Consider the following 23,810-nt stretch of genomic DNA (forward strand, 5'->3'; position numbering starts at 1 on the left):
AGCGCCCGCCACGTACCAGAGGTCCCCGATGACACGCTTCTCCCCGAGAACCGCGCTGCGCCGCGCCGCGGGCTCTCTCGCCGCCGCAGGTCTGCTGGCCGCGGCCTCGCTCGCGGGCGCGGCCGCCCCGGCGCAGGCCGCGGACACGCCGGTGTTCACGCTCGGCGGCCCGGCCGAGACCGGCCTGCACCCGTATCCGGAGAGCGGTCGGCCGAAGGCCGCCACGGTCGGGATCACGCTCAACAACCCGTCCGAGGACGAGGAGAACGGCGGCTTCGGCGGCGCTTTCACGCTCACCTTCGACCTCAGCGGTGTCGCCGGCGTCGCCGACGTGGCGTTCGACGGCGAGTCGGGTCCGGAGTGCGAGGTCACCGGCGCGAAGGCCGTCTGCGAGGACTGGGGTGTCTGGCCCGGGCTCCAGGGAGCCGCCGACCTCATCGTCACCGCCGCCGACGGCAGCGAGGACGGCGCCACCGGCACGATCACGGTGACCGGCGAGGCGAACGGCGCCGCATTCACGCCGTTCACCACCCGGCTCACGGTCGGCGGCCCCGACCTCGTGATGAAGCCGCTGCCGTTCAGGACGGAGCTGACGCCGGGAGACAAGCAGCAGGCTCCGATCACCTTCGCCAACCGCGGCACCAGGGACGCCGACGGGGTTCTGCTCACGATGCGGTACTCACGCGGCCTGGACATTCCGCAGCGCTACTCCAACTGCGAGTACACCGTGGACGACCCGGACCAGCCGGACTTCGGCTGGACCACCGCGCTCTGCTCCGTCGAGGGAGCCTTCGAGGCGGGCGCGACGTACACGCTGGCGACCCCCCTGACGCTGGAGGCCACCAAGCGCGCCTTCTACGACACCTTCCTCTACCGCATCGAGGAGAACAGCGCCGCCCAGCGCACCGCCCAGCGCGCCGGCGCCCGCTTCGAGCGGGGTGCCGGCGCCGTGCTGAAGGCGGTCCCGGTGAAGACGGGTGCCGCGGCCAGGAGCGTGGACCTCGACCCGTACGACAACCAGCAGGAGGCCGACTTCCGTACGGAGAACTCGGCAGACTTCGTGGCGTACGGCGGCAAGGTGGCCGGGCCCGAAGGCTCCACCGTGAAGGCCGACATCGGCTTCCGCAACGAGGGCCCGGCGTGGATCGGCCACATCCGCTCAGGCGAGGATGTCGCCACCGTCGACTTCACCGTCCCCGAAGGCACGTCGGTCACCGCGAAGCCGGACCGCTGCCGCGCGGTGACGGCCGACGGCAAGTACCGCGAGGACCAGAAAAGCCCGGCGCCGCGCTACGTCTGCAACACCTCCATGACCGTGCGGGACGGGTCCGGCCTCGACCTGTCCTTCGAGCTGCGGATCGACAAGGGCGTGGTCGGCGCGAGCGGCGAGGTCACCGTACGCAACACGTGGCTGCAGAACCCCAAGCTGCCGTTCGACCCCGAGCCGGCCAACAACACCGCCTACCTGATCGTGAACGGCGAGGGCGAGGGCTCCGAATCCGGCGGCACGACGGGCGGCACCGACGGCGGCTCCGGCGAACCGTCCACGCCGCCGACCTCGGCCCCGGACCCGGAGGAGAGTCCGTCCGGCACCAACGGACCCTCGGAGGCCGCCACATCCTCCGCGTCAGGCGAAGGCCCGGCGGGCACGGCCGAGGGCTCCGGCGGCGGGGGCGGCCTCGCCTCGACGGGGTCGACCGTCCTGATCGCCTCGGGCACGGCGGCCGCGGCGCTGGCGGCGGGCCTGCTGCTGTTCACGGCGGCACGGCGACGGGCTGCCGCGCAGCACGTCTGACCGACGGCGGAGGGGGATCCTGGCCGGGGGGCGGAGGGGGGAACAGGGCCTCCGCCCGGAACGTTCCGATGCGACCGACCCGGGCGTCCCCGGGATCGGCCGCACATGGGGTGACCGGGCCGCTGTCCCCTGCGGACCGGTCACGTGCGCCGGGATGTGGTCCCACGACGTACCTGCGGTACGTCACACGTCCCGGCGGAGCCACGCGTGGTTTTCCACCGATGCCGCCCCTGGTTGGCACGGACACCGGGACCAACGAAGGCACGCCGGTCCCGGTCACGCGCCGTACGGGTGAGACGGGCACCGAACGCGGATACGATCCTGCGGCCGTCGTCCCGCGGGTCACACCCGGCCGCGGCACAGCTCCAGCAGGGTCATCGCCAGCGCGGTGCCCGGCTTGCCCAGCGCGTCCCTGTAGTGGCCGAGCACGGCCGTCTCGCGGGAGAGGTTGACACGGCGGCCGCCGGAGGTGATCCGGGCCTCCTGGATGACCGCCGAGACGGCCATCCGTTCCTGGACGAGGCCGATGATCCGGTCGTCGAGGGTGTCGATGCGCTCCCGGGCGCCGCCGATCAGGGCGGCGGCCTCGTCGGTGCGGGCGCCGGTCCGTTCGGCGGGGGTGGTGGCGGTGTTTCCGGCGGGGCTGGTGGTGGTGCTGCTCATGGCGGTGACTCCTGGTGGGGTGGAGGCCACCCGGGGCGATGGGCCCGGACACGCGAGACGCCCCGGGCCTGATGGCCCGGGGCGCCTGGAACGTTGCTTGTCAGTAGCTCAAGCAGCACGACCATGGCAGCCGGCGGGCCGGATGCCATAGGTAAAGACGGAGGTCGTGTGCTGACGCATGGGGACAGTATGGCCCGGCCCGGCGGGCCCACCAAGCCGGGGCCCGGATCCTGAGACGGGAGGACGCCGCCCCCTGGCCTCACCGGCCCGGCGGAGGGTTCACGTGCGGCCGGTAGAATCGGAAGGACCGACCCCCTTCACCACCGCCGGAAGGCCGCCCCGTGCCAGCAGCACCCCCCGCCGCCCCCGACACCACGGCCGACGTGGTCCTCGTTGTGGACTTCGGCGCGCAGTACGCCCAGCTCATCGCCCGCCGTGTCCGTGAGGCCCGGGTGTACAGCGAGATCGTCCCGTCCACCATGCCGGTGGCGGAGATGCTGGCGAAGAACCCCCGCGCGATCATCCTGTCCGGCGGCCCGTCGTCGGTCTACGCGGAGGGCGCCCCCTCCCTGGACCGCTCGCTCTTCGAGGCCGGGGTCCCCGTCTTCGGCATGTGCTACGGCTTCCAGCTGATGGCGACCGCCCTCGGCGGCACGGTCGACGACAACGGTGCCCGGGAGTACGGCCGCACCCCGCTGCACGTCACCAAGGCGGGCTCGACGCTCTTCGAGGGCACGCCCACCGAGCAGCCGGTCTGGATGTCGCACGGCGACGCCTGCTCGGCCGCGCCCGAGGGCTTCACCGTCACCGCCTCCACGGACGTGGTCCCGGTCGCCGCCTTCGAGAACGACGAGAAGAAGCTCTACGGGGTGCAGTACCACCCGGAGGTCATGCACTCGACCCACGGCCAGCAGGTCCTGGAACACTTCCTGTACCGCGGCGCGGGCATCGAGCCGAACTGGACCACCACCAACGTGGTCGAGGAGCAGATCGCCGCGATCCGCGAGCAGGTCGGCGACAAGCGAGCCATCTGCGGCCTCTCCGGCGGCGTCGACTCCGCGGTCGCCGCGGCCCTCGTCCAGAAGGCCATCGGCTCCCAGCTCACCTGCGTCTACGTCGACCACGGCCTGATGCGCAAGGGCGAGACCGAGCAGGTCGAGAAGGACTTCGTCGCCGCGACCGGCGCGAAGCTGAAGGTGGTCGACGCGGAGAAGCGCTTCCTCGACGCCCTGGCCGGGGTCTCCGACCCGGAGCAGAAGCGGAAGATCATCGGCCGCGAGTTCATCCGCGTCTTCGAGCAGGCCCAGCTGGAGATCCTCCAGGAGGAGGGCCCCGAGGTCGCCTTCCTCGTCCAGGGCACGCTCTACCCGGACGTCGTCGAGTCCGGCGGCGGCACCGGCACCGCCAACATCAAGTCCCACCACAACGTCGGCGGTCTCCCCGACGACATCGAGTTCCAGCTCGTCGAGCCGCTGCGCCAGCTGTTCAAGGACGAGGTCCGCATGGTCGGCCAGGAGCTGGGCCTCCCCGAGGAGATCGTCCAGCGCCAGCCGTTCCCCGGCCCCGGCCTCGGCATCCGCATCGTCGGCGAGGTCACCAAGGACCGCCTGGACCTGCTCCGCGAGGCCGACGCCATCGCCCGCGAGGAGCTGACGGCGGCCGGCCTCGACCGCGACATCTGGCAGTGCCCGGTGGTCCTCCTCGCCGACGTCCGCTCGGTCGGCGTCCAGGGCGACGGCCGCACCTACGGCCACCCGATCGTGCTGCGCCCGGTCTCCTCCGAGGACGCCATGACGGCGGACTGGTCGCGCCTGCCGTACGAGACGCTGGCCAAGATCTCCACCCGCATCACCAACGAGGTCGCCGACGTCAACCGCGTGGTCCTCGACGTGACGAGCAAGCCGCCGGGGACGATCGAGTGGGAGTGACCTTTCCGCTCCCTGTGAGCTCCTAGGTCAACGCTGATGCCGTCGCTCATTCGTTTGGGCGGCGGCATTGTCGTAGGGGCTGGGTACGCTGAGTGAAGAGACGAGACTTCGGCGTATGGGAGTAATCATGAGCGCCGCACCCGAGCCCAGGCTCGAACAGCAGCCGTACCGGTGGCCCGTCCCGCCGGAGGGCGGCTGGACGGCGGACGACCTCGACCGGATTCCGGGCCTCCCGCCCCACACCGAGCTGATCGACGGGAGCCTCGTCTTCATGAGTCCGCAGACCGCCTTTCACGGGCGTGCCATGCGTCTGTTCGAGAACGCCCTCCTGGACCAGGCGCCGGCTGACCTGGACGTCCTTCGTGAGATGACCATCAAGCTGGACGAGAAGAACCGGCCGGAGCCGGACGTGCTGGTGTTCCCCGTCGGGGCGAACACGGGGCCACGCCAGACATGGTTCCGTCCCGAGGACATCGTGCTCGCCGTCGACGTGGTATCCGACGACTCGGTACAGCGTGACCGGGAGGTCAAGCCCCGCAAGTACGCCGCTGCCGGAGTGCGGCACTTCTGGCGGGTGGAGGCGGACGAGGAAGGGAGCCGATCGTCTACGTCTACGAACTCGACCCCGCCCTGAAGGTCTACGTACCCACGGGCATCCATCGGGACAAGCTCACGTTGACCGTCCCGTTCCCTCTGGAGATCGACCTCACCGCGATCAACCGCCGCCGTCCTTAGGCCGCCGCACCCCTTCTCATCGCCCCCACCCGGCGGTAACTTCCGGTCCCGTACGCCCTGGGAACCCGAGGAGCCGCCATGTCCGAGCCGCCCGCCGTGCCCGCCCCCGCACCCATCCCCGTCGAGCAGCTGCACTTCGCGATGCCGCCCGTGCACGCGTCGCCGGACGAGGAGCGCACATACCGCAGGCAGCGGCTGGCCGGGGCGTTGCGGCTGTTCGGGGAGTACGGGTACGAGGACGGGGTCTCCGGGCACATCACCGTGCGCGATCCGGGGCTGGCCGACTGCTACTGGGTCAACCCGTTCGGGGCTCCCTTCGCCGGTATCGCCCCGCGGGACCTGATCCTCGTCAACGGTGACGGACAGGTCGTCCAAGGGCGCTTCCACGTCAACCAGGCCGCCTTCGCCGTGCACGCCGCCGTGCACCGGGCCCGGCCCGGAGCCGTCGCCGTCGCGCACACGCACTCCGTGCACGGGCGGGCGCTGGCGGCGCTGGGGGAGCTGATCGAGCCGATCACCCAGGAGGCCTGTGCCTTCTATGAAGAGCACGCGTTGTACGACGCGTACACGGGTGTGGTCGTGGACGAGGAGGAGGGGCGGCGGATCGCCGAGGCCCTCGGGGGGCGCAAGGCCGTCATCCTGCGCAACCACGGGCTCCTGACCGTGGGGGACTCGGTCGACGCGGCCGCCTGGTGGTTCCTGACCATGGAGCGCGCCTGTCAGGTGCAGCTGCTGGCGCGCGCCGCCGGGAAGCCCGTCCTGATCGACCACCGGGACGCCGTCACCACCCGTGAGCAGCTCGGCAGCGACCTGGTGGCGTGGATCAACTACCAGCCCCTGTGGCAGCGGATCAGTCGAACGTTCTGACGTTAGGCGTCCGGGTCCGACCCGATGCGTGGGACGCCCGTCCCGTACGGCACAATTCGGTGGTATCGAAGGTGAGTTGGTTGTACCGGGGTGGGAAAGGGTGTAAATCTCCGTGGCGTTGGACGAGGCAAGGGCGAGCGGCACGCACGGCGGAGGCTGTACGTGCGGCGACTGCCCGCACGGAGCACGCGAGGGGCACCGGCGCGCGGTCGCCGCGTTCCTCGCCAAGCGGGACGAACTGGCAGCAGGGAACGGCCTGCCCGCCGGGGTCGCCCAGTCGCCCTCCGCGTCCCGGCAGTGGGTCTCCGACGAGCTGACCGAGTCCGCCCGCACCGTCGCCGAACGGGGCAGGGCCGCCGGGGACGTCTGGCTCCACCATGTGTGGCGCGGCACCCTGCTCGTGGTCTGGAGCGCCGTCGTCGCCCTGCTCGTCGGGGCGAGCCTCACCGCGATCGGGCCCGGCTGGACCACCGCCCGCACCGCCGCTCTGCTCGCCGCGCTCGTCACCGCTTGCCTGCTGACCGTCGCCGCCCGCTTCCACCGCGCCCGGGGCGGCCTCCTCGCCCCGCTGATCGGTGAGGACAACCGGCTCTCCACCTCCAGGGCCGTCGCCGCCGCGTGGGTACTGCTCGCCGCCTTCGCCGTCCTCGTCCTCGCCCTCCAGCTGGCGGGCGCCTCCGATCACGAGGACCGGGACGCGCTGATCGAGGGGCTCGACCTCGTGCGGTCCGCGGGGGTGCTGACCGTACTGGCGCTGGTGTGCGCCGTCGCCGTCGTCGTACGCCGCGTGGTGACCGTACGGGTGCTGGGCCAGCGGCTCCAGAAGCTGCGCGCGGACCGGCCGCGCGCAGCCGATCTGCTGACCGACGACTCCGGGCGCGGCTCGTTCACCGACGTGCAGTACGTGCTGGTCAGCGCCGTCGCCGTACTGTTCGCCGGGGTCCGTCTGGCCCGCCGCCCCGAGCAGCTGCCCGACCTGCCGTGGGGGCTCGCCCTGCTGGTGGCGGTCTCGGCGGCGACGTACTTCGCCGGGAAGTACGCGGAGGGCGGCCGTCCGGTCGTGCTGTCCGTCGTGCGCGCCCGGGAGGCCGGGGACCTGGACGCCCCGATCCGGACCGGCGACGACATCGAGATCCGGGGCGCGGGCTTCGTACCGCCCGGCGCGGGCAGCCCCGACCGGCTGGCCCGGCTCGTCGTACGGATTGGCACGGTCCACGTCCACGTACCGCTGATCCCGGTCGCCGGAGGCTTCGCCAACCCGACCGACACCGCGCTCACCGTGCCCGTGCCGGTCGAGGTCGAACCGGGGACCGTCGACGTCCAGGTCGTCACGGCCGCCGGGGTGGAGACCAACCGCTGCTCCATCGACGTGACGGACTGACGGTCGTCTTCTTCGGTCTATCGCCCCGCAGCCCTGGTGAGCGGCGCCGTACAGGCGTACGTATGGTCAGGTGACGGGTCTTCGGGAAGCGGGGCGGCAGTGATGAACGGTTACGGCGGCGGTTCGTACGGTCTGGGCGAGCCGGGAGGACTGCGTGAGCGGGCGCGTGAGTACGCCCTGCTACCGCTGCGGCTCTTCCTCGGCGTCACCTTCGTCTACGCGGGGCTCGACAAGCTGACGGACAGCGGGTTCCTCTCCGCCACCGGCTCCGGCTCGATCGGCGAGTTGATGAACACGGTCCGCGACTCCTCCGCGATCCCCGCCCTCGTCGACCTGGCGCTCAAGAGCCCCGAAGGGTTCGGTTACGCCATCGCGATCGGCGAGCTCCTCGTCGGCCTCGGCACCCTCGTCGGCCTGTGGGCCCGGCTCGCCGCGCTCGGCGGAGCGCTGATCTCGCTGAGCCTCTGGCTGACGGTGAGCTGGCAGTCGACCCCGTACTACTACGGCAACGACCTCCCGTACATGTTTTGCTGGGTGCCCCTCGTGCTGGCCGGAGCGCCCCGCTGGTCCTTGGATGCCTTGATCGGACGCCGGAACCACAGGCCCTCCTAGGCCTGGCCCCTGACGGTGAGCCAGGGGCCTGGTGGGTGGTACTGGAGTCCTAGTCAGTCAGGTGCCGGTACAGGGTGGCCCGGGACACTCCTAGAGCCTTGGCTATGGCGTTCACGGACTCTCCCTTGGCCTTCCTGGCCTTGGCCAGAGTCAACAGGTCATCAGTGATGACACTGGGTCTTCCTCCGGTACGTCCTTGGGCCTTGGCGGCGTCCAGTCCTGCCCTGGTCCTCTCGACGATCATGTCTCGTTCTAGCTCAGCGAAGGCAACCATCATGGTGAAGAAGAACTTGCCTTCCCCCTTGGGGGAGTAGCTACCGGCCAGAGTCCCGGTGAGAATCCGCAGAGCGATTCCACGGCTGTGTAGTTCCTCGGCGATGGTAAGTACGTCCTTGGTGGACCTGCCCAACCTGTCAAGCTTCCAGACGCAGAGCGTGTCTCCCTCTCTCATGTACTCCAGAGCAGCATGGAGACCAGGACGCTCCGTGTTCTTCCCGGACAGTTTGTCTTCAAAGACTTTGGTGCAGCCTGCCTCTTCCATGGCATCTGTCTGAAGCTGCACATCCTGTGCCTTGCCACTCACTCGCTTGTATCCGATGAGGTGGCCAGTGGTCCGGGTGCTCATATTCGTTGTCATGTCTCAAGTGTCTCATAACTCATCTCAGAACATAAAGGCTTCAGAGGTGGTTGTGAGACGAGTTTTGAACAGCTCTCAGGGCCCTCGGGGGCCTGCTTCCCGGGTGTCTCGTAAACCATCGTTTCCGAGACGTCCGCTCTCCCCGTCGTGGGCCCCGGCTGCGCCTTCCTCGGGGCTCTAACTCTGCGCTCCGTTCGCTGGTGCCGATGAAAAATAGTTGTTCGGAGGGTGCGTAGCGGCCCCCCGGGGTAATGCCTGAATCGTTCTTCATGGGGACCGCCGGGGGGCCTTCCTTTCATCGTGTACGGGTTCCGGGGTCCACAGGGGTCCGTGAGAGCCTTTGGGGGTCACTGCCGGTATGAGATACCCAAGAGGACTCCGAGGCGCCCAGGGAGCCATATAGGGCCCTTCCTGGGCTGGCTAGGGATAATCGCCGGGACGCCAGAGGGCTAAAGCCTCTCTTGCTTGCCTTGGCCCTGTGAGCTGCATCTCACTTCTGGGGGTTCGTGTCCCACATCTCAGCAGAGGACACCTACGTATTTCATAGAAGGTTGATCTATATATAACCACTAATACTCTCTATGTAGTAACTGCTGTAGTAAGTACTATCGGTACAGTACCGCTACAGGGCATCCCCGAAAAGGGATGCCCTGTAATTAGCCTCTCTCTGATTCTGATCTCAGAGTAGAGAGCTAAGGATGAGTGCATGAGAAAGCCCCGGCCATTAGAGCCAGGGCTTGTTCATTGGCTTCGACTATGGTCAGGATCTCTCCGAGGAGACCCGATGAACGAGGGCAATGTCTTCAAACCCTCGAAGGAAGCGGCCGTGGCCACTGTTCAGACCCGTATGCGTCATGCACTGCCGATCAACCTCGGCCACGTCCGGCCCGGGAACGGCAGCCCAGCCACAGTCGACATAGAGGCAACTTGCAACCACCGTGGGCATGGACTCCGGGTCTCAGATTCGGTGTTCGACATACCGGAAGACTGAGCGGGTCATCGGCGGGACCCGTCTGCCTTGGCGCACTGGATGTGCCAGTAAGTCACCTTCGGCGGACCGTCCTTACTGGCGAGCATTCCCCGCCGGGCGATCTGATGAAGGGGGATGGGCATGTTGCATGACGGGCAGGTCTCGCGCTTCGCCGTGTACGTCACATACTCGAACCTGTCTGTCCCGGTTTCCATTACGTACCCCTCACGCCTTGAGAATCGACAGCCAATGATCTCGTGGGATGAGTGCCGAGCCAAGCAATATTCATGTTGTCGGGTAGACGATCATGGACGACAGGACTGTGCCCACTGCGTTAGGAGGCTGCGCGCCTCATTGCCGAATAGTGCGTGTCGTTCGTAGAGGGCAAACACTTCGAGGTGTTCAGTGATGTCCCGAGCATCCTGAAATACGATTCTCCCGGTGAATGTCTCTACCGTTGCTAGCCGCTGGTCATACACGGTGAAGGTGTTCATGGGGCCACGGCTCACCGGAACGCCCAGGGGGATTACCCCGATACGTACATTGGGTAGATGGGAAAGGGATGCGAGTCGGTCAATCTGAACGGCCAGGGCTGATTGGGGAACGATTGCCCATCTGACTGCTTGTTCTGTCAGCAGGAACGTGAATTGCTTAGCGGTGTCATAGAGAACCGCTTGGCGTTCCAGCTTGCGCGCCACGGTCTTTGACGTGTCTACAGGAGAGTGGTCAAGGCTGGCCCTGATGTATTCAGGGGTAGCTAGCAATCCGGTGACCATGGCGGGTAGGAAATACCGAAGTTTCTCAGCCTACTTCTCCAAGCCCGCCAATTCCGCTTGCCGCTTCTCCAAGCCTCTACGCCAAGATGACCGCTTTCCTTGCCACTCTGTATTCGCAAGACGTGCTAGGGCCGTCACTTCCGCCACGAGTTCTTGTGGTGCATCGAGTGCCCTAAGGATCAACTCAACATCGACAATTCCGGGCGTGATCCGAGCCGTCTCAATGTTGCTGAGCTTCGTTTGGGAAATATTGCAGCGCTTAGCGAGCCAGACTTGAGTACGCCCGGCCCGCTTGCGCATCTCACGAAGTCTTTCCGCCAGGTCAGCTTTTGACTGGCCTAGCTGCCCGGGGTCAAATGTCAAGGCCCTTCACGTACTCCTCGAAAGGCACGGCGTGTTCCATTGCGATCCTCCGCCATTCCCGGTACGGGGCCGGATCTCCCTCGTACTCCTCACGGTTGATCTGAGTTCCGTCCGGGCGGAAGTTCAGGTGGGCGATTCTGGCCCCATCGAAAATCCACCAGTCGCGGAGAGAAATCGGCAAGCCGTAATCCTCCCGCGTCACATCCAAGATGCGGATGTCCTCTCCGGCAACGATGTTGCCCGGGATTCCCCAAGCGAATTGATAGCGCTGGTAGTCCGTAAGTGGCTGGCGTACGATCCTGACACGCCCGATATTCTTGCCAGACCCTACGTATCCACAGACCCGCTCATGCCAGCGGGCATTGTGTTCGGCAGGCTTGCTCTCGCCCCGGAGAAAGCGAGTCACGTTCTCCTGTTCCTTGGGCATGGTGTACGTGGGCTGTGCTTCGAAGCGCCACGCTTCCCGCTCGAAGGCGTCGAAGAACCTTCGCCAGGCTTCACCATCCAAGGGCACGGAAAGCCTCCCTCAGCACGCTCTCAGGGATCTCCACAAGCCCTTCCCCTGTCGGGGGCTGGAAGGCATCCGATACGTTGCCCTGGACGACGATGGAGCCGGACGCGGTCTTGTAGAGGTTCGGGCAGTCGTCGTCATCGCAGTTGGGACCGCCGACGTTGCCGGTGAGCCGAGTCAGTTCCTCACGAGCCATGCTGAACCCCCTTGTTGAAACAGCCCCGTTGGGCTGGTGGTCATGACCGTACGAGACGTGGTGTCGGGTGTCTATGCGGTAGCAAAAATATTCGCGTTACCGGGTAGACCTCAAGTCAGAGGGGTGAGGTTGAAAGGGTTGCTGGCCTCGGTGGTGCGCCGCTCTTCGGTGTGCGTGCGCTTCTGTACGGCAGCCTGCATCGACTCCCACTCATCCTGAGTGAATACAGGGTCAGCCATTTGTAAGGGCTGTCCTGGAGTTGCCGGACATGAGAGAGCCCAGGCCATTAGAATAGGAACCGTCTATCAGTGGACGGTGAATGGCTGAGACCGATTTCCTAGGTCAACCTCTGCGCCAAAATCGACGGTATTTGAAACCCCCTTAATGAGGGGGTTCAGCCTCATGCTGATTCCCGCCTTTAGGAGGTGGCGAGTCCTTTCGTCGTCATTGCCTTCATTTCTCTCCCACATGTGGCGGAAGGTTTCCCCGGTATCCCGGTACTCGTAACGGTCAGGCTTGTCGCCCTCGGCTGAAAGGGAATCGTGTTCCTCGTGCAGCGCTGTGATCTCTTCCTCGGTGGATTTCCTGGCGAATCCAGATGAGTTCTTTCCGCCGGGACGGATGGTCCTCTGGAGCTCCGTCACGTATTGCTCAATCTCGTGAAGCCTCTGAGTATTGTTCGAGCCCTTGACGTAGTGACGCTCATACATGGGAAAGTCTCCGATAATTCCCAGGATCATTGTCTCTACAAGCTCCCTCACCTTCTCGGCACGGAAGGCGTACCCCTTGCCGCAGGAATCCCGGTTGGCTGACTTGTTGCAGCGGTACACAGGCTTACCCTGTTGCCTCTCCGGATTGAAGAGATAGAGGTTCCTGCCGCACCCGCCACACAGGACGACTCCACGATATGCAGTCGTGTTCTTTGTAGTGCGACGGGCGGACCTAGGGCGTCCATTCATTTCATCCTGGAGCTTGTCCCACTCGTCGTTTGTGAGAATCGGATCAGCCATCCGAATCTTTCCCTCGGAAGTCAGAATAGGCTGGGACGCTCCGTACTGCTTTCCGGGTGCCTTTATCTCCTCGCACTTCCAGCCGAGGATGGTTTCAGACCTCAAAATAGTAGTGAGAGTTCGGCTCCGCCATACAGGTAGAGGGTCGCCATTGTTTTTCCGGCGATTCGACATCCTTTCGGCTCCAGGGGACAGAATTCCTCTGGCGTTGAAGTCATCGCAGATAGTCGAGTAAGGCTCTCCATCCTCAACTACTCGCTTATGGATCTCCCGAATTACTTTCTTCTGGCTTTCGCGTACTCGGAGTCTCATTGCTCCGTCGATGTCACGGAAGGATTCATAACCGTAGGGAGGGTTTCCCTTGGCCCAGACATTCTTGGACTTGGCGTAGTTCTGGAACGACTTAACTCGCATGGAAATGTTCTGTGCTTCAGTCTCGGCTATGGCCGCAAACAGGTCGATGATGACGTGCCGGAAAGGGCCGACCATATCGAGTACTGGTTCCTTGGCTGAGACCAGAGATTTGCCGCCGTGGGCTGTCGCCCATTTGATCATGTCTTGCATGTCGACGACTTTGCGGACGAACCTGTCCATCTTCCAGAAGAGCAGTAGGTCGAAATCAGGTGCTCGGTTGTTCAGCCATTCCCCGAGTTCGGGCCTATCGAATGGATGAGACTTGGTGGCGGAGATATGAGCATCCTTGGCTACGCCCACCACTTGCCACCCCAGGTGGTGCCTCTCGTCGGCGTAGGCCTTGCAGTCCCGAAGTTGCCGCTCCAGCGACGTGGATGCGTCGGTCTCGTTGCTGATCCGCAGGGCGATCAGTACCCGCACAGTCTTCACAGGAAGTGACCCTACAACAGCAGTACGGCAACGACCTGCCCTACTTGATGGCGTGGCTGCCCCTGGTGCTCGCGGGCGCCTCGATGTTCTCCGTCGACGCCTTCCTCGCGTCCCGGCGGCGCCGCAGCATGTAGGCGGCCCAGGTCGCCGTAATGGCCAGCCACAGGCCGCCGAGGAAGACCGGGAGGAAGAAGGTCCACGGGACCTCCCACGCACCGGCCGCGTCGGCCGCGTACCCCCCGGCCAGGGCCAGCATCGCCAGACCCGCCACCGCCCGTCCGGGCCGGAACTCATGACGCAGCACGGCTGACCTCCACCTGTCCGACTCCGACTTCCACTTCCAGCTCGATCGTCCCGGCCGGCTTGCTGCCCTTGGGCGGCGGCAGCGTACGCCGCGACGTCTGGTCGCTGTTGATGCGGACCTGGACCCGCTGCCCCTCCTCCAGCCGGATCTCCCCGAGGCCGGCCTCGGCCCGGACCTTCACCGTCACGTCCTTCGGGACGACGACGGCCGCCCGCCCCGCCCCGACCTCCAGCCGGGTGCGCACGGTCTCGCCCGGCGGGACCACCACCCCGGACAGGTCCAGCCGGGCGTCCCCGCTGCCCAGCTCGTACCGCTGCTGTACGGCGGCGACCTCGGCCGGACGCCACTCCTGGCGGGCCCAGTCCGTGCTGATCTCCTTCGGCAGCATCGTCGCGCCCGCCAGCAGCACCGCCGTGACCATCGCCATCAGCACTGTGCCGAACCCGGTCCGCCCCAGAGCCGAGGAGACCAGCAGGCCGAGCCCGAAGACCGCGAGCGCGGCGACCAGGCCGATCTGCAGCGCCGTGCCCAGCGGCTGCTGCTCCCAGCTCAGCCCGGTGCCCAGGCCGCCCGCCACCAGCGCGGTCAGGAAGACCAGGCCGCCGATCGAGCGCGGCCCCGGCGCTGCGGGCGCCGGAGCCGGCGGGCGGAACGGGGCGTCCGGGCTGGGGCGCCCGGCCCGCACCTTCGCCTGCGCCGCCTCCAGGTCCGTGTCCGGGGGGCCCCACAGATAGCCGGAGCCGACCGGCCCCGTCGTACCGTCCTTGACGATCGGGTCCCGCCACCACGACGGACCGCCCGGCGTCGGCGGCGCCTTCACCTCCGGCGGGGGCGTCCCGAGGCCGCCGGTGTGCGGGTGGGCCGGGGCGGCGGGAGTGCCCGGCGGGGCCGCCGGATCCTCCGGCGCCGACGCCCTACGGGACTGCGTCCACACCGAGCAGCCGACGACGGCCACCGAGAGCAGCGCGGCGAACGCCAGCATCCCCCGGTTGCCCAGCATCGACAGGAAGAGCCCGCAGCCGATCAGCGCCAGCAGCAGCGCCACCAGCGACGCCCCGTCGACCCGGCCCGACAGCAGCCGGCGCGCCTCGTTCTCCTCCTCGCCCTCCAGGGGCAGCAGGAGCCAGGCGAAGCCGTAGAAGATCAGGCCGATCCCGCCGGTCGCCGAGAGGACACCGAGCACGATCCGGAAGATCACCGGGTCCACGTCGCAGTACCGGCCGAGTCCGCCGCAGACCCCGGCCACCACCTTCTGCCGCGGGCTGCGCCGCAGCTGCGGTCCGGGGGCGTCGGGGGGCGCGACGCCGGGGGCGGCGTCCGAAGGAGCGGTCATACCCCCATGGTGACGGCCCGCACCGCCCGGTGGGAGCCAGGCCGACCCTGGCCGGTCCCTGATTTTGCGCCGGGAGTCCCGCAGGGGTGGCGAGGGTGGAGAGGGTAGGGCCGGCCTCAGGGTCGATCAGGGGGACTACCCTGATGCCTCCCGCACCCACCGCGTGTGACGATCGGGGTATGCCAGCCGCCACCGCCCGAGCCGCGCACAGCTCACTCGCCTCCGACCTGGAGGAGCCGCCGCTGCGCAAGCTGTACCGCAGCGCCGACGGGCGGATGCTGGGCGGCGTCGCGCGCGGGCTCGCCGGACACCTCGGACTGCCGGTCGCCTGGGTCCGGTTCGTCTTCCTCGGGCTCTTCCTCAGCGACGGCCTGGGCGCCCTGCTGTACGCGGTGTTCTGGATCGTCGTCCCCCTCGGCGTCGGCGGTGTCGGCGGCGTCCACGCCCCCCGCTCGGTGTTCGAGACCGCGGCGGACGGCCGGCGCAAGCTCCGCAAACCGGACCCGGGCCAGGTCTTCGCGCTGGTCGCCCTGCTCGTCGGGGCCGTCGTCTTCGTCGCCAACGTCGACATGGGCAGCGAGGCCGACCGCTACATCTGGCCGACGCTCCTCATCGGCGCGGGCTCCGTCCTCGTCTGGCGCCAGGCGGACAACGCGCGGCGCGCCCGCTGGATGGAGGTCGGCCGCCGCCGCCGGCTGCTGCAACTGGCCCGCGCGCTCGCCGGGGTCGCCCTCGTCGGCCTCGGCCTCGCCGTCTTCATGGTGGTGCGCGGCTCGGCCGCCCAGCTGGGCAACGTCCTGACCGCCGCCATCGCCGTCCTCACCGGCATCGCCCTGCTCGCGGGCCCCTACCTGGTCCGGATGACCCAGGACCTCTCCGAGGAGCGCCTGATGCGCATCCGCGCCCAGGAGCGCGCCGAGGTCGCCGCCCACGTCCACGACTCCGTCCTGCACACCCTCACCCTGATCCAGCGGAACGCGGACGACGGCGGCGAGGTCAGACGCCTGGCCCGCGCCCAGGAGCGCGAGCTGCGGAACTGGCTCTACGACCCCGAGGGCACCGGCAGGGACGAGGACGACGAACCGGAGACCGTCGCCGAGGCCGTGAAGCGGGCCGCCGCCGAGGTGGAGGACAAGCACGGCGTCCCCCTGGAGGTCGTGGTCGTCGGCGACTGCCCCCTCGACGACAAGCTGGGCGCCCAGATGCAGGCCGCGCGCGAGGCGATGGTCAACGCCGCCAAGTACGGTGGCGAGGGCGGTGCCGTGCAGGTCTTCGCCGAGGTCGAGGGCGCCACGGTCTTCGTCTCCGTGAAGGACCGGGGCCCGGGCTTCGACCTGGACGAGGTTCCCGCCGACCGCATGGGCGTACGAGAATCAATCATCGGCCGGATGCAGCGCAACGGCGGCACTGCCCGGCTGCGTTCGGTGCCCGGCGGGGGCACCGAGGTCGAGCTGGAGATGGAAAGGGCGAGCGAATGACCGAGAACACCGAAGCCACCGGGGGCCCGGAGCGACGGGTACGGGTCGTGCTCGTCGACGATCACCGGATGTTCCGCACCGGGGTGCAGGCCGAGATCGGCCGCACCGAGGAGACCGGCGTCGAAGTGATCGGCGAGGCCGCCGACGTCGACCAGGCGGTCACCGTCATCACGGCGACGCGCCCCGAGGTCGTCCTCCTCGACGTCCATCTCCCGGGCGGGGGCGGCGTCGAGGTGCTGCGCCGCTGCGCCCCGCTGATGGGCGCGGCCGACAACCCGGTCCGCTTCCTCGCGCTCTCCGTCTCGGACGCGGCCGAGGACGTCATCGGCGTGATCCGGGGCGGTGCCCGGGGATATGTCACCAAGACGATCACCGGGGCCGACCTGGTCGACTCCGTCTTCCGGGTCCAGGAGGGCGACGCGGTCTTCTCCCCGCGCCTGGCCGGCTTCGTCCTGGACGCCTTCGCCTCCACGGACGCCCCGCCGGTCGACGAGGACATGGACCGCCTCACCCAGCGCGAACGCGAGGTGCTGCGGCTGATCGCCCGGGGATACGCGTACAAGGAGATCGCGAAGCAGCTGTTCATCTCGGTGAAGACGGTGGAGTCGCACGTCTCGGCGGTGCTCCGGAAGCTCCAGCTCTCCAACCGGCACGAGCTGACGCGGTGGGCGACGGCGCGACGGCTGGTCTGAACCGATCGGGCAGGGCGGGCCGGGTTTCGCTGAGCCGCGCTCCGGCTTCAACGCGACAGCGAGATGTTGACCTTCTCGCCGATCCGGCGGTAGCCGATGCCCGCGTAGACCCGTTCCACGTCGGCGTCGCCCGGCTCCAGCCAGACAGCCCGGCACCCCTGGTCCAGGGCCCGTTCCGTCAGCCAGGCGGAGAGCGCGGCGCCGACGCCCCGGCGGCGGAAGGGGGCGGCGACGGCGAGGCCGACCAGTTCGCTGAGGCCGTCGACCGGGACGGAGCAGCCGCCCGCCCCGGCCGGTGCGTCGTCCAGGACCGCCAGGGCGGCGACCCCGTCACCGGTCGCGGCCGAGCGCAGCCAGGTGGCCGTTCCCGGCTCGGGTTCGCCCTCGCCGCCGAAGCCGTGGTGCTGGACCCGGGCGGCGTCGACGAATTCCGCCTCGGTGGCGGGCGCCGTGATGCGGAGGCCGTCGACCGGCTTCGGCGTACGGAGGTCATCGCGGCCGCAGACGAGCAGCGGGGCCCGGTTCTCCACGGCGAACCCGGCGGCCAGCAGGACCGGTTCGACGGCCGGGGCCCAGTCGGGCAGGAACTCCAGGCGCGGCAGCCGCTCCCGCTCCCGGAACGCGTCGACGAGGGACGCCACGTCGTCCGCCGTGGGTGCCGCATCGCGGTCGGGGATGGCGTAGTTGGCGTACTTCAGCTCCCAGCCCGGGTTGTGCCGGACGGTGAACGGGCCCACCCGGTAGTGGGTGGAAGAGCGCAGCGTGAGTGCGCGGGCGTACTCCTGGACCGCGTTCGCCATCGACATACGGGGGGTTCCTTCGGCGGGGAGAGGGATCGGCGCCGCGGACTATGCCACCCGGGTCGCTCCGGCGAAAGGCATGTGATCGACGGGGGCGATCCGGACCGGGGCTCCGGGGCGCGGGGCGTGGATCATCTGGCCGCCGCCGATGTAGAGGCCGACGTGGCTGATGCCGGAGTAGAAGAAGACCAGGTCACCGGGGGCGAGTTCGGAGCGGGAGACCCGCTGGCCGGCGTTGATCTGGGTGTAGGTGGTGCGGGGCAGGCTGACGCCCGCCGCCTTCCAGGCCGCCTGGGTCAGCCCCGAGCAGTCGAAGGCGTTGGGGCCGGTCGCGCCCCAGACGTACGGCTTGCCGATCGCCCCGTGCGCGAAGGAGACGGCCCGGGCCGCCCGGGAGTTGGGGGCGGCGGCCGAGGAGCGGGGGGCCGAGCGGTCGGCGTGGGCGCCTTCGGCGGCCCGGTCGGCGGAGGTCGCCGGGCCGCCGCCGTGGGCCGCGTCTGCCGAGCGTTCGTACGCGGCGCGCTCGGCGGCGGTGAGGGTGGCCAGGAGCTTGCGGGCATCGGCCAGCTTGGTAGGGATCGCGGTGCGGTGCTGGTTCAGCTCGGCGCGGCGGGCGGCGAGCGCCTCGGTCTCCTGGTCGGCGCGGGCCTTGACCCGGGCGATGCCGGAGAGCTGGCGCCGGATGCCGCTGAGCAGGCTCGCCTGCCGGTCGCCCGCCCGGTCCAGGTGGGCGGCGCGCTCCAGGTAGCTGTCGGGGTCCGAGGAGAGCGCCAGCTGTACGGCGGGGTCGAGGGCGCCGGTGCGGTACTGGGCGGTGGCCATCGAACCGAGCGCGTGGCGGGCGGTGTTGAGGCGGTCGGTACGGCGGGCGGCCTCGTCGGCCAGGGTGTCGACGGCCTTGGTGGCGGCCGCTTCCTTCTCCTTCGCCCCGTTGTACTTCTCGGTGGCGACCTCTGCGTCGTGGTAGAGCCGGTCGACCTTCGCCCGGACCTGGGCGGCGGTGGGGGCGGGCTCGGCGGGTGCGGCGCCGGCCCCGGTGGCCGAGGTGGCGGTGGCGGCCCCGGCGAGTGCCAGGGTGGCGGCGGTGCGGGCAGCAGGGCCGGTGAACGGGCGCTGCTTGGGTTTCCGGTGAGCGGATTTCCGGTGCGCGGCCACGAAGGCGGCATCCTTCCTGTCGGCTGCCCGCCGGGGGATACCGGCAGGTCCGCCAAGGACGCTAATCCGGGCGCACGGAAAAGGTTCGCCATGACAGCTATTGCCCGTATGTGACGTTTCAGCGCCGCCGAATGACCGGAGGCGTGAAGGCGGAATTATTCATTCCGGCAGGTTCGGGCAGGGGGCGCACAGTTCCGGCGAAGGCGTCGGGAAAGGCTTGCCTCACTGCTGGGCAAAGTTTTGGCCATGGCTAGGCTCCGGAGCCATGGACGTACTCATCAATGTCTTCGTCGCCCTGCACATCATCGGCATCGCCTCCCTGCTGGGCGGCTTCCTGACCCAGATGAAGGCCATGGGCGCGGGCACCGCCCGCTTCGTTCCCGCCATGCTGCACGGCGCGCTGACCATGCTGGTCACCGGCGTCGCCCTGGTCGGGCTCAACCAGGCCGACGACCAGACCGTGAACAACATCAAGATCGGCGTGAAGCTGGCGCTCCTCGTCGTCATCCTCGCGCTCGTCTACGTCAAGCGGGACGAGGAGAAGGTCGAGAAGGGCGCGTTCGCGGCGGTCGGGGGCCTGACGGCCGCCAACATCTTCATCGCCACGCTCTGGACCTGAGGCCCGCTCGGGGGTGGCCGCCGATCAGGGGGCCACCCCCTCCACCGGCACTACGCCGGACGCACGCTGCCGTAGATCGGCATGTAGTAGATCGACTCCTCGCGGACGTTCGCCCCCGGCTTCGGGGCGTGGATCATCATCCCGTCGCCCTTGTAGATGCCGACGTGGCTGATGTCGTCGTAGAAGAACACCAGGTCCCCGGGCTGAAGGTCGGACGTGGCGACCCGCGTGCCCACCTTCACCTGGTCCCAGGTGGTCCGGGGCAGCGTCACCCCCGCCTCCCGCCAGGCCGCCTGGGTCAGCCCCGAGCAGTCGTACGAGGCCGGGCCCGAGGCCCCCCACACGTACGGCTTCCCGATCTGGGCGCGGGCGAAGGCCAGCACCTTCTCGGCCTTGGCGGCGTAGCTGCCGTCCGTCCCGGTCCCCGTACCCGTGTCCGTACCGGATCCCGGGCTCGTCCCCGTACCCGTACCGCTGCCGGAACCGGAGCCGCTGTCCCCGCCGGACTCCTTCGCGGCCTCCTCGCGCGCCTTCTCCTCCGCCGCCTCGCGCTCCTTGGCCTCGGCGGCCTGGCGGCGGGCCAGCTTCTCCGCCTTCTCCTTGGCCTCGGCCTCCTTCTTGCGCTCCAGCTCCGCCAGCCGCGCCTTCTCCTCGGCGGTCAGCTTCGCGAGCAGGGACCGGGCCTCGGTGAGCTTGTTCTGCACCTTCTGCTTGCTGGAGCGCAGTGTGGTCTGCGTCTCGGTGAGCGACTCCAGGCTCTTCACGGCCTCCGCGCGCTGCTTCGACGCCGCGGCCTGCTGCGTGCGGAAGTCGTCGACGGCCTTCTGCTGCCGCTCCGTGGACCGGCTCATCAGCCGGCTCTGGTCGAAGTACGCCTGCGGGTCGTCCGCCAGGAAGAAGGTCGCGGTGGGCGTGATGCCGCCGGTGCGGTACTGGGCGGCCGCGAAGGAGCCCAGCTCCCGGCGGGCCTCGTTGATCTTCTCGGTCCGCTTCGCCACGTCGGAGAGCAGTGTGTCGACCTTGGTGCGCTGGGCGGTGGAGGCGGCCTTCGCCCGGTTGTACTGCTGGGTCGCGCTGCCCGCCTGCCGGTAGAGCTCGTCGACCTTCTTCTGGACGTCCTCGATGGCCGGCTTCGGCTCGGAGGGGGCGGCGGTGGCGCTCTGCGTGGAGAGCAGCGTCACAGAGGCCAGCGCGGCCGTCGTGAACCCGACGGCGGGGGTGGTGGTGCGCACCTTCGTGCGCGGCTTGCGATGCGATGCCAAGACCGGCATCTCCTTCCGTGGACCGCCTACCGGGTTAGCTGTCGGGTTCGGACGGAACGGAAGGCTGTCCTACGGTCCGGATGTGTGGGTACGGACCGATTCACCCCGGTTGTGCGTGTGGGTCCCCGGTTCCGAACTGCTGGGAGGGCAGCACGGATTCGGCAGAGGTGACCGTGAGACGCGGTTCGTCTCAGGGAGATTACGGATCACCTGACCGAGCACGCTAGCCAACGGTGGCACCGCTGGGAAGGAGGATGAGCGATATGCCCGATACGTTTTCGTGACCTTCTCGGATCTGGGGCCCCGCACCCCCTCCGACCGGGCCTTCCTTCACGGAACGTCGACGTCCGCTCTCCGTGCGTACGGGCGGGAACGGTCGCTTGCGGCCTTCGGCCGAACGTTGTCGGTGCGGCCACCTAGACTCGGTAGGCGATGAGCAGCCTCTTTGACGACAGTTTCCTGACCGGCCTCCAGTCCACGGAGGACGGCCCGCCGCCGCCCCCCGAGGACCACGCACCCGAAGCGGTGCCGGAGGGGCTCTTCGAGGGCGTCTACGACGCGCCTCCGCCGCCCCGGGACGGGTATTACCGGGACGGCCACCCGCGCCCCGTCATCGACGCCGCGGCGCTGCTCGACGGGCTGAACACCGAGCAGCGCGCCGCCGTCGTGCACGCCGGTTCCCCGCTGCTCATCGTCGCCGGGGCCGGCTCGGGCAAGACCCGGGTGCTCACCCACCGCATCGCCCACCTGCTGGCCGAGCGCGGCGTGCACCCGGGCCAGATCCTCGCGATCACCTTCACCAACAAGGCCGCGGGTGAGATGAAGGAGCGCGTCGAGCAGCTCGTCGGCCCGCGCGCCAACGCCATGTGGGTCATGACCTTCCACAGCGCCTGCGTCCGCATCCTGCGCCGGGAGTCGAAGAAGCTCGGCTTCACCTCGTCGTTCTCGATCTACGACGCCGCCGACTCCAAGCGCCTGATGGCCCTGGTCTGCCGCGATCTCGACCTGGACCCCAAGCGCTACCCGCCCAAATCCTTCACCGCCAAGGTCTCCAACCTCAAGAACGAGCTCATCGACGAGGAGACTTTCGCCGGGCAGGCGGCCGACGGTTTCGAGAAGACCCTGGCCCAGGCGTACGCGCTCTACCAGGCCCGTCTGCGCGAGGCCAACGCCCTGGACTTCGACGACATCATCATGACGACGGTCCACCTCCTCCAGGCCTTCCCCGACGTGGCCGAGCACTACCGCCGCCGCTTCCGCCACGTCCTGGTCGACGAGTACCAGGACACCAACCACGCCCAGTACACGCTGGTACGGGAGCTGGTCGGCCCGGCCGGGGAGGCCGCCGACGCCCCCGCCGAGCTGTGCGTCGTCGGTGACGCGGACCAGTCGATCTACGCCTTCCGGGGCGCGACCATCCGCAACATCCTCCAGTTCGAGGAGGACTACCCCAACGCGAAGACGATCCTCCTGGAGCAGAACTACCGCTCCACGCAGACGATCCTCTCCGCCGCCAACGCGGTCATCGAGCGCAACGAGAGCCGCCGCCCCAAGAACCTGTGGACCAACGCCGGCAGCGGTGCCCGCATCACCGGATATGTGGCCGACACCGAGCACGACGAGGCACAGTTCGTCGCCGACGAGATCGACCGGCTCACCGACGCGGGCGACGCCAAGGCGGGCGACGTCGCCGTCTTCTACCGGACCAACGCCCAGTCCCGTGTCTTCGAAGAGATCTTCATCCGCGTCGGCCTGCCCTACAAGGTCGTCGGCGGCGTGCGCTTCTACGAGCGCAAGGAGGTCCGGGACGTCCTGGCCTACCTCCGCGTCCTCGCCAACCCCGAGGACACCGTCCCGCTGCGCCGCATCCTCAACGTGCCCAAGCGCGGCATCGGCGACCGCGCCGAGGCCATGATCGACGCCCTGTCGATGCGCGAGAAGATCTCCTTCCCGCAGGCGCTGCGCCGCGTGGACGAGGCGTACGGCATGGCGGCCCGCTCCTCCAACGCCGTCAGGCGCTTCAACACGCTGATGGAGGAGCTCCGTACGATCGTCGAGTCCGGCGCCGGACCCGCCGTCGTGCTGGAAGCGGTGCTGGAGCGTACGGGCTATCTCGCCGAGCTCCAGGCCTCCACCGACCCGCAGGACGAGACCCGTATCGAGAACCTCCAGGAACTCGCCGCCGTGGCCCTGGAGTTCGAGCAGGAGCGCGGGGACGAGGAGGGCACCGGCACACTCGCGGAGTTCCTGGAGAGGGTCGCGCTGGTCGCCGACTCGGACCAGATCCCCGACGAGGACGAGGACGGCTCCGGCGTCATCACGCTGATGACCCTGCACACGGCGAAGGGCCTGGAGTTCCCGGTCGTCTTCCTCACCGGTATGGAAGACGGCGTCTTCCCGCACATGCGGGCCCTCGGTCAGACCAAGGAGCTGGAGGAGGAGCGGCGCCTGGCGTACGTCGGCATCACCCGCGCCCGCGAGCGGCTCTACCTGACCCGGGCCGCCATGCGCAGCGCCTGGGGCCAGCCCTCGTACAACCCGCCCTCGCGGTTCCTGGAGGAGATCCCGGAAGCGCACCTGGAGTGGAAGCGCAAGGGCCCGATGGCCGCCCCGGCGGGACCCACCTCGGGCATCACGTCCTCGCTCTCCTCCTCGCGCGCCCGCTCCGGTCCCTCGGGCTTCGCGACCCGGCGTTCCACGGAGAAGCCCACGGTCACGCTGGTCGTCGGGGACCGGGTCACGCACGACCAGTTCGGGCTCGGCACGGTGACGGCCGTCGAAGGGTTCGGCGACCAGGCCAAGGCCACGGTGGACTTCGGCGACGAGCGCCCGAAGAAGCTGCTGCTGCGGTACGCGCCGGTCGAGAAGCTGTAGTACGAG

19 protein-coding genes, 2 pseudogenes and 1 riboswitch are annotated in these 23,810 nt (G+C 68.6%); of the genes and pseudogenes, 10 read left to right on the top strand and 11 right to left on the bottom strand.

What is annotated here, in order from left to right:
- Nucleotides 1–28: 28 nt before the first annotated feature.
- Nucleotides 29–1,795, top strand: coding sequence for a peptidase (locus tag AMK21_RS14315; RefSeq protein ID WP_073877734.1), 1,767 nt, complete (start codon nt 29–31; stop codon nt 1,793–1,795).
- 342 nt (nt 1,796–2,137) lie between these two features.
- On the opposite strand, the gene AMK21_RS14320 is transcribed toward AMK21_RS14315, so the two are convergent.
- Nucleotides 2,138–2,458, bottom strand: coding sequence for a chorismate mutase (locus AMK21_RS14320; protein ID WP_073877735.1), 321 nt, complete (start codon nt 2,456–2,458; stop codon nt 2,138–2,140).
- 341 nt (nt 2,459–2,799) lie between these two features.
- Between AMK21_RS14320 and guaA the strand changes: the two genes are divergently transcribed.
- The 5 genes and pseudogenes from guaA (at nt 2,800) to AMK21_RS14345 (ending at nt 7,981) form a co-directional block, all read left to right on the top strand.
- Complete coding sequence (guaA, locus tag AMK21_RS14325; RefSeq protein ID WP_073877736.1) at nt 2,800–4,386, top strand: glutamine-hydrolyzing GMP synthase; 1,587 nt, start codon at nt 2,800–2,802, stop codon at nt 4,384–4,386.
- Between the two features lie 127 nt (nt 4,387–4,513).
- Nucleotides 4,514–5,121, top strand: a pseudogene (locus AMK21_RS14330) (Uma2 family endonuclease).
- A 78-nt stretch (nt 5,122–5,199) separates the two neighbouring features.
- Complete coding sequence (locus AMK21_RS14335) at nt 5,200–5,988, top strand: class II aldolase/adducin family protein (protein ID WP_073877738.1); 789 nt, start codon at nt 5,200–5,202, stop codon at nt 5,986–5,988.
- A gap of 112 nt (nt 5,989–6,100) precedes the next feature.
- A complete protein-coding gene (locus tag AMK21_RS14340; protein WP_073877740.1) occupies nt 6,101–7,369 on the top strand; it encodes a hypothetical protein in 1,269 nt (422 codons plus the stop codon).
- Between the two features lie 102 nt (nt 7,370–7,471).
- Nucleotides 7,472–7,981, top strand: a complete 510-nt coding sequence (locus tag AMK21_RS14345; protein WP_073877742.1) for a DoxX family protein — start codon at nt 7,472–7,474, stop codon at nt 7,979–7,981.
- Nucleotides 7,982–8,030: 49 nt separating this feature from the next.
- On the opposite strand, the gene AMK21_RS14350 is transcribed toward AMK21_RS14345, so the two are convergent.
- The 7 genes and pseudogenes from AMK21_RS14350 to AMK21_RS14385 form a co-directional block, all read right to left on the bottom strand.
- Complete coding sequence (locus AMK21_RS14350) at nt 8,031–8,618, bottom strand: recombinase family protein (protein WP_199863189.1); 588 nt, start codon at nt 8,616–8,618, stop codon at nt 8,031–8,033.
- 1,275 nt (nt 8,619–9,893) lie between these two features.
- Nucleotides 9,894–10,727 (bottom strand): annotated as a pseudogene (locus tag AMK21_RS14360) (helix-turn-helix domain-containing protein).
- The gene (locus tag AMK21_RS14365; RefSeq protein WP_073877746.1) at nt 10,717–11,241 is read right to left on the bottom strand and encodes a DUF6879 family protein; all 525 of its coding nucleotides are present in this window, start codon (nt 11,239–11,241) and stop codon (nt 10,717–10,719) included. The pseudogene AMK21_RS14360 and the gene AMK21_RS14365 overlap by 11 nt, the downstream one beginning before the upstream one ends.
- A complete protein-coding gene (locus AMK21_RS14370; protein ID WP_073877748.1) occupies nt 11,225–11,434 on the bottom strand; it encodes a hypothetical protein in 210 nt (69 codons plus the stop codon). Before AMK21_RS14370 ends, AMK21_RS14365 begins: the two co-directional genes overlap by 17 nt.
- A 305-nt stretch (nt 11,435–11,739) precedes the next feature.
- Nucleotides 11,740–13,287 carry a recombinase family protein gene (locus tag AMK21_RS14375; RefSeq protein ID WP_079181152.1) on the bottom strand — a complete coding sequence of 516 codons (1,548 nt, stop codon included), beginning with the start codon at nt 13,285–13,287 and terminating at the stop codon, nt 11,740–11,742.
- Nucleotides 13,288–13,327: 40 nt separating this feature from the next.
- Entirely contained in the window at nt 13,328–13,591 is a 264-nt protein-coding gene (locus AMK21_RS35405) for a hypothetical protein (RefSeq protein WP_073877752.1), read from the bottom strand.
- Nucleotides 13,578–14,924, bottom strand: a complete 1,347-nt coding sequence (locus AMK21_RS14385; protein ID WP_073877754.1) for a PspC domain-containing protein — start codon at nt 14,922–14,924, stop codon at nt 13,578–13,580. Before AMK21_RS14385 ends, AMK21_RS35405 begins: the two co-directional genes overlap by 14 nt.
- Before the next feature lie 179 nt (nt 14,925–15,103).
- Here AMK21_RS14385 and AMK21_RS14390 point away from each other — a divergent pair, with 179 nt between their 5' ends.
- Nucleotides 15,104–16,402 carry an ATP-binding protein gene (locus tag AMK21_RS14390; protein ID WP_073877756.1) on the top strand — a complete coding sequence of 433 codons (1,299 nt, stop codon included), beginning with the start codon at nt 15,104–15,106 and terminating at the stop codon, nt 16,400–16,402.
- Nucleotides 16,399–17,094 (top strand): LuxR C-terminal-related transcriptional regulator, encoded by a 696-nt coding sequence (locus AMK21_RS14395; protein ID WP_073877758.1) that lies wholly within the window; start codon nt 16,399–16,401, stop codon nt 17,092–17,094. Before AMK21_RS14390 ends, AMK21_RS14395 begins: the two co-directional genes overlap by 4 nt.
- A gap of 47 nt (nt 17,095–17,141) precedes the next feature.
- On the opposite strand, the gene AMK21_RS14400 is transcribed toward AMK21_RS14395, so the two are convergent.
- Nucleotides 17,142–17,900 carry a GNAT family N-acetyltransferase gene (locus tag AMK21_RS14400; protein WP_073877760.1) on the bottom strand — a complete coding sequence of 253 codons (759 nt, stop codon included), beginning with the start codon at nt 17,898–17,900 and terminating at the stop codon, nt 17,142–17,144.
- Between the two features lie 42 nt (nt 17,901–17,942).
- Nucleotides 17,943–19,049, bottom strand: a complete 1,107-nt coding sequence (locus AMK21_RS14405) for a C40 family peptidase (RefSeq protein WP_073877762.1) — start codon at nt 19,047–19,049, stop codon at nt 17,943–17,945.
- 265 nt (nt 19,050–19,314) lie between these two features.
- Between AMK21_RS14405 and AMK21_RS14410 the strand changes: the two genes are divergently transcribed.
- Nucleotides 19,315–19,668, top strand: a complete 354-nt coding sequence (locus tag AMK21_RS14410) for a hypothetical protein (protein ID WP_073877764.1) — start codon at nt 19,315–19,317, stop codon at nt 19,666–19,668.
- 50 nt (nt 19,669–19,718) lie between these two features.
- Here the strand turns inward: AMK21_RS14410 and AMK21_RS14415 are convergent, their stop codons facing one another.
- Complete coding sequence (locus AMK21_RS14415) at nt 19,719–20,939, bottom strand: C40 family peptidase (protein ID WP_199863190.1); 1,221 nt, start codon at nt 20,937–20,939, stop codon at nt 19,719–19,721.
- A riboswitch (cyclic di-AMP (ydaO/yuaA leader) is annotated at nt 20,938–21,104 on the bottom strand. It overlaps the preceding gene by 2 nt.
- Nucleotides 21,105–21,362: 258 nt before the next feature.
- Between AMK21_RS14415 and pcrA the strand changes: the two genes are divergently transcribed.
- Nucleotides 21,363–23,804, top strand: a complete 2,442-nt coding sequence (gene pcrA, locus AMK21_RS14420; protein ID WP_073877766.1) for a DNA helicase PcrA — start codon at nt 21,363–21,365, stop codon at nt 23,802–23,804.
- Nucleotides 23,805–23,810 lie beyond the last annotated feature (6 nt).

Source organism: Streptomyces sp. CB00316, assembly GCF_001905595.1.
In the GTDB taxonomy this organism is placed as follows: Bacteria; Actinomycetota; Actinomycetes; order Streptomycetales; family Streptomycetaceae; genus Streptomyces.

Bases quoted from the DNA above. Each gene is read 5' to 3' on its own strand.
- AMK21_RS14395 (WP_073877758.1), top strand. From the start codon at position 16,399: ATGACCGAGAACACCGAAGCCACCGGGGGCCCGGAGCGACGGGTACGG.
- AMK21_RS14320 (WP_073877735.1), bottom strand. From the start codon at position 2,458: ATGAGCAGCACCACCACCAGCCCCGCCGGAAACACCGCCACCACCCCC.
- AMK21_RS14315 (WP_073877734.1), top strand. From the start codon at position 29: ATGACACGCTTCTCCCCGAGAACCGCGCTGCGCCGCGCCGCGGGCTCT.
- AMK21_RS14390 (WP_073877756.1), top strand. From the start codon at position 15,104: ATGCCAGCCGCCACCGCCCGAGCCGCGCACAGCTCACTCGCCTCCGAC.
- AMK21_RS14400 (WP_073877760.1), bottom strand. From the start codon at position 17,900: ATGTCGATGGCGAACGCGGTCCAGGAGTACGCCCGCGCACTCACGCTG.
- AMK21_RS14415 (WP_199863190.1), bottom strand. From the start codon at position 20,939: ATGCCGGTCTTGGCATCGCATCGCAAGCCGCGCACGAAGGTGCGCACC.
- pcrA (WP_073877766.1), top strand. From the start codon at position 21,363: ATGAGCAGCCTCTTTGACGACAGTTTCCTGACCGGCCTCCAGTCCACG.
- AMK21_RS14345 (WP_073877742.1), top strand. From the start codon at position 7,472: ATGAACGGTTACGGCGGCGGTTCGTACGGTCTGGGCGAGCCGGGAGGA.
- AMK21_RS14410 (WP_073877764.1), top strand. From the start codon at position 19,315: ATGGACGTACTCATCAATGTCTTCGTCGCCCTGCACATCATCGGCATC.
- AMK21_RS14385 (WP_073877754.1), bottom strand. From the start codon at position 14,924: ATGACCGCTCCTTCGGACGCCGCCCCCGGCGTCGCGCCCCCCGACGCC.
- AMK21_RS14350 (WP_199863189.1), bottom strand. From the start codon at position 8,618: ATGACAACGAATATGAGCACCCGGACCACTGGCCACCTCATCGGATAC.
- AMK21_RS14335 (WP_073877738.1), top strand. From the start codon at position 5,200: ATGTCCGAGCCGCCCGCCGTGCCCGCCCCCGCACCCATCCCCGTCGAG.
- AMK21_RS14370 (WP_073877748.1), bottom strand. From the start codon at position 11,434: ATGGCTCGTGAGGAACTGACTCGGCTCACCGGCAACGTCGGCGGTCCC.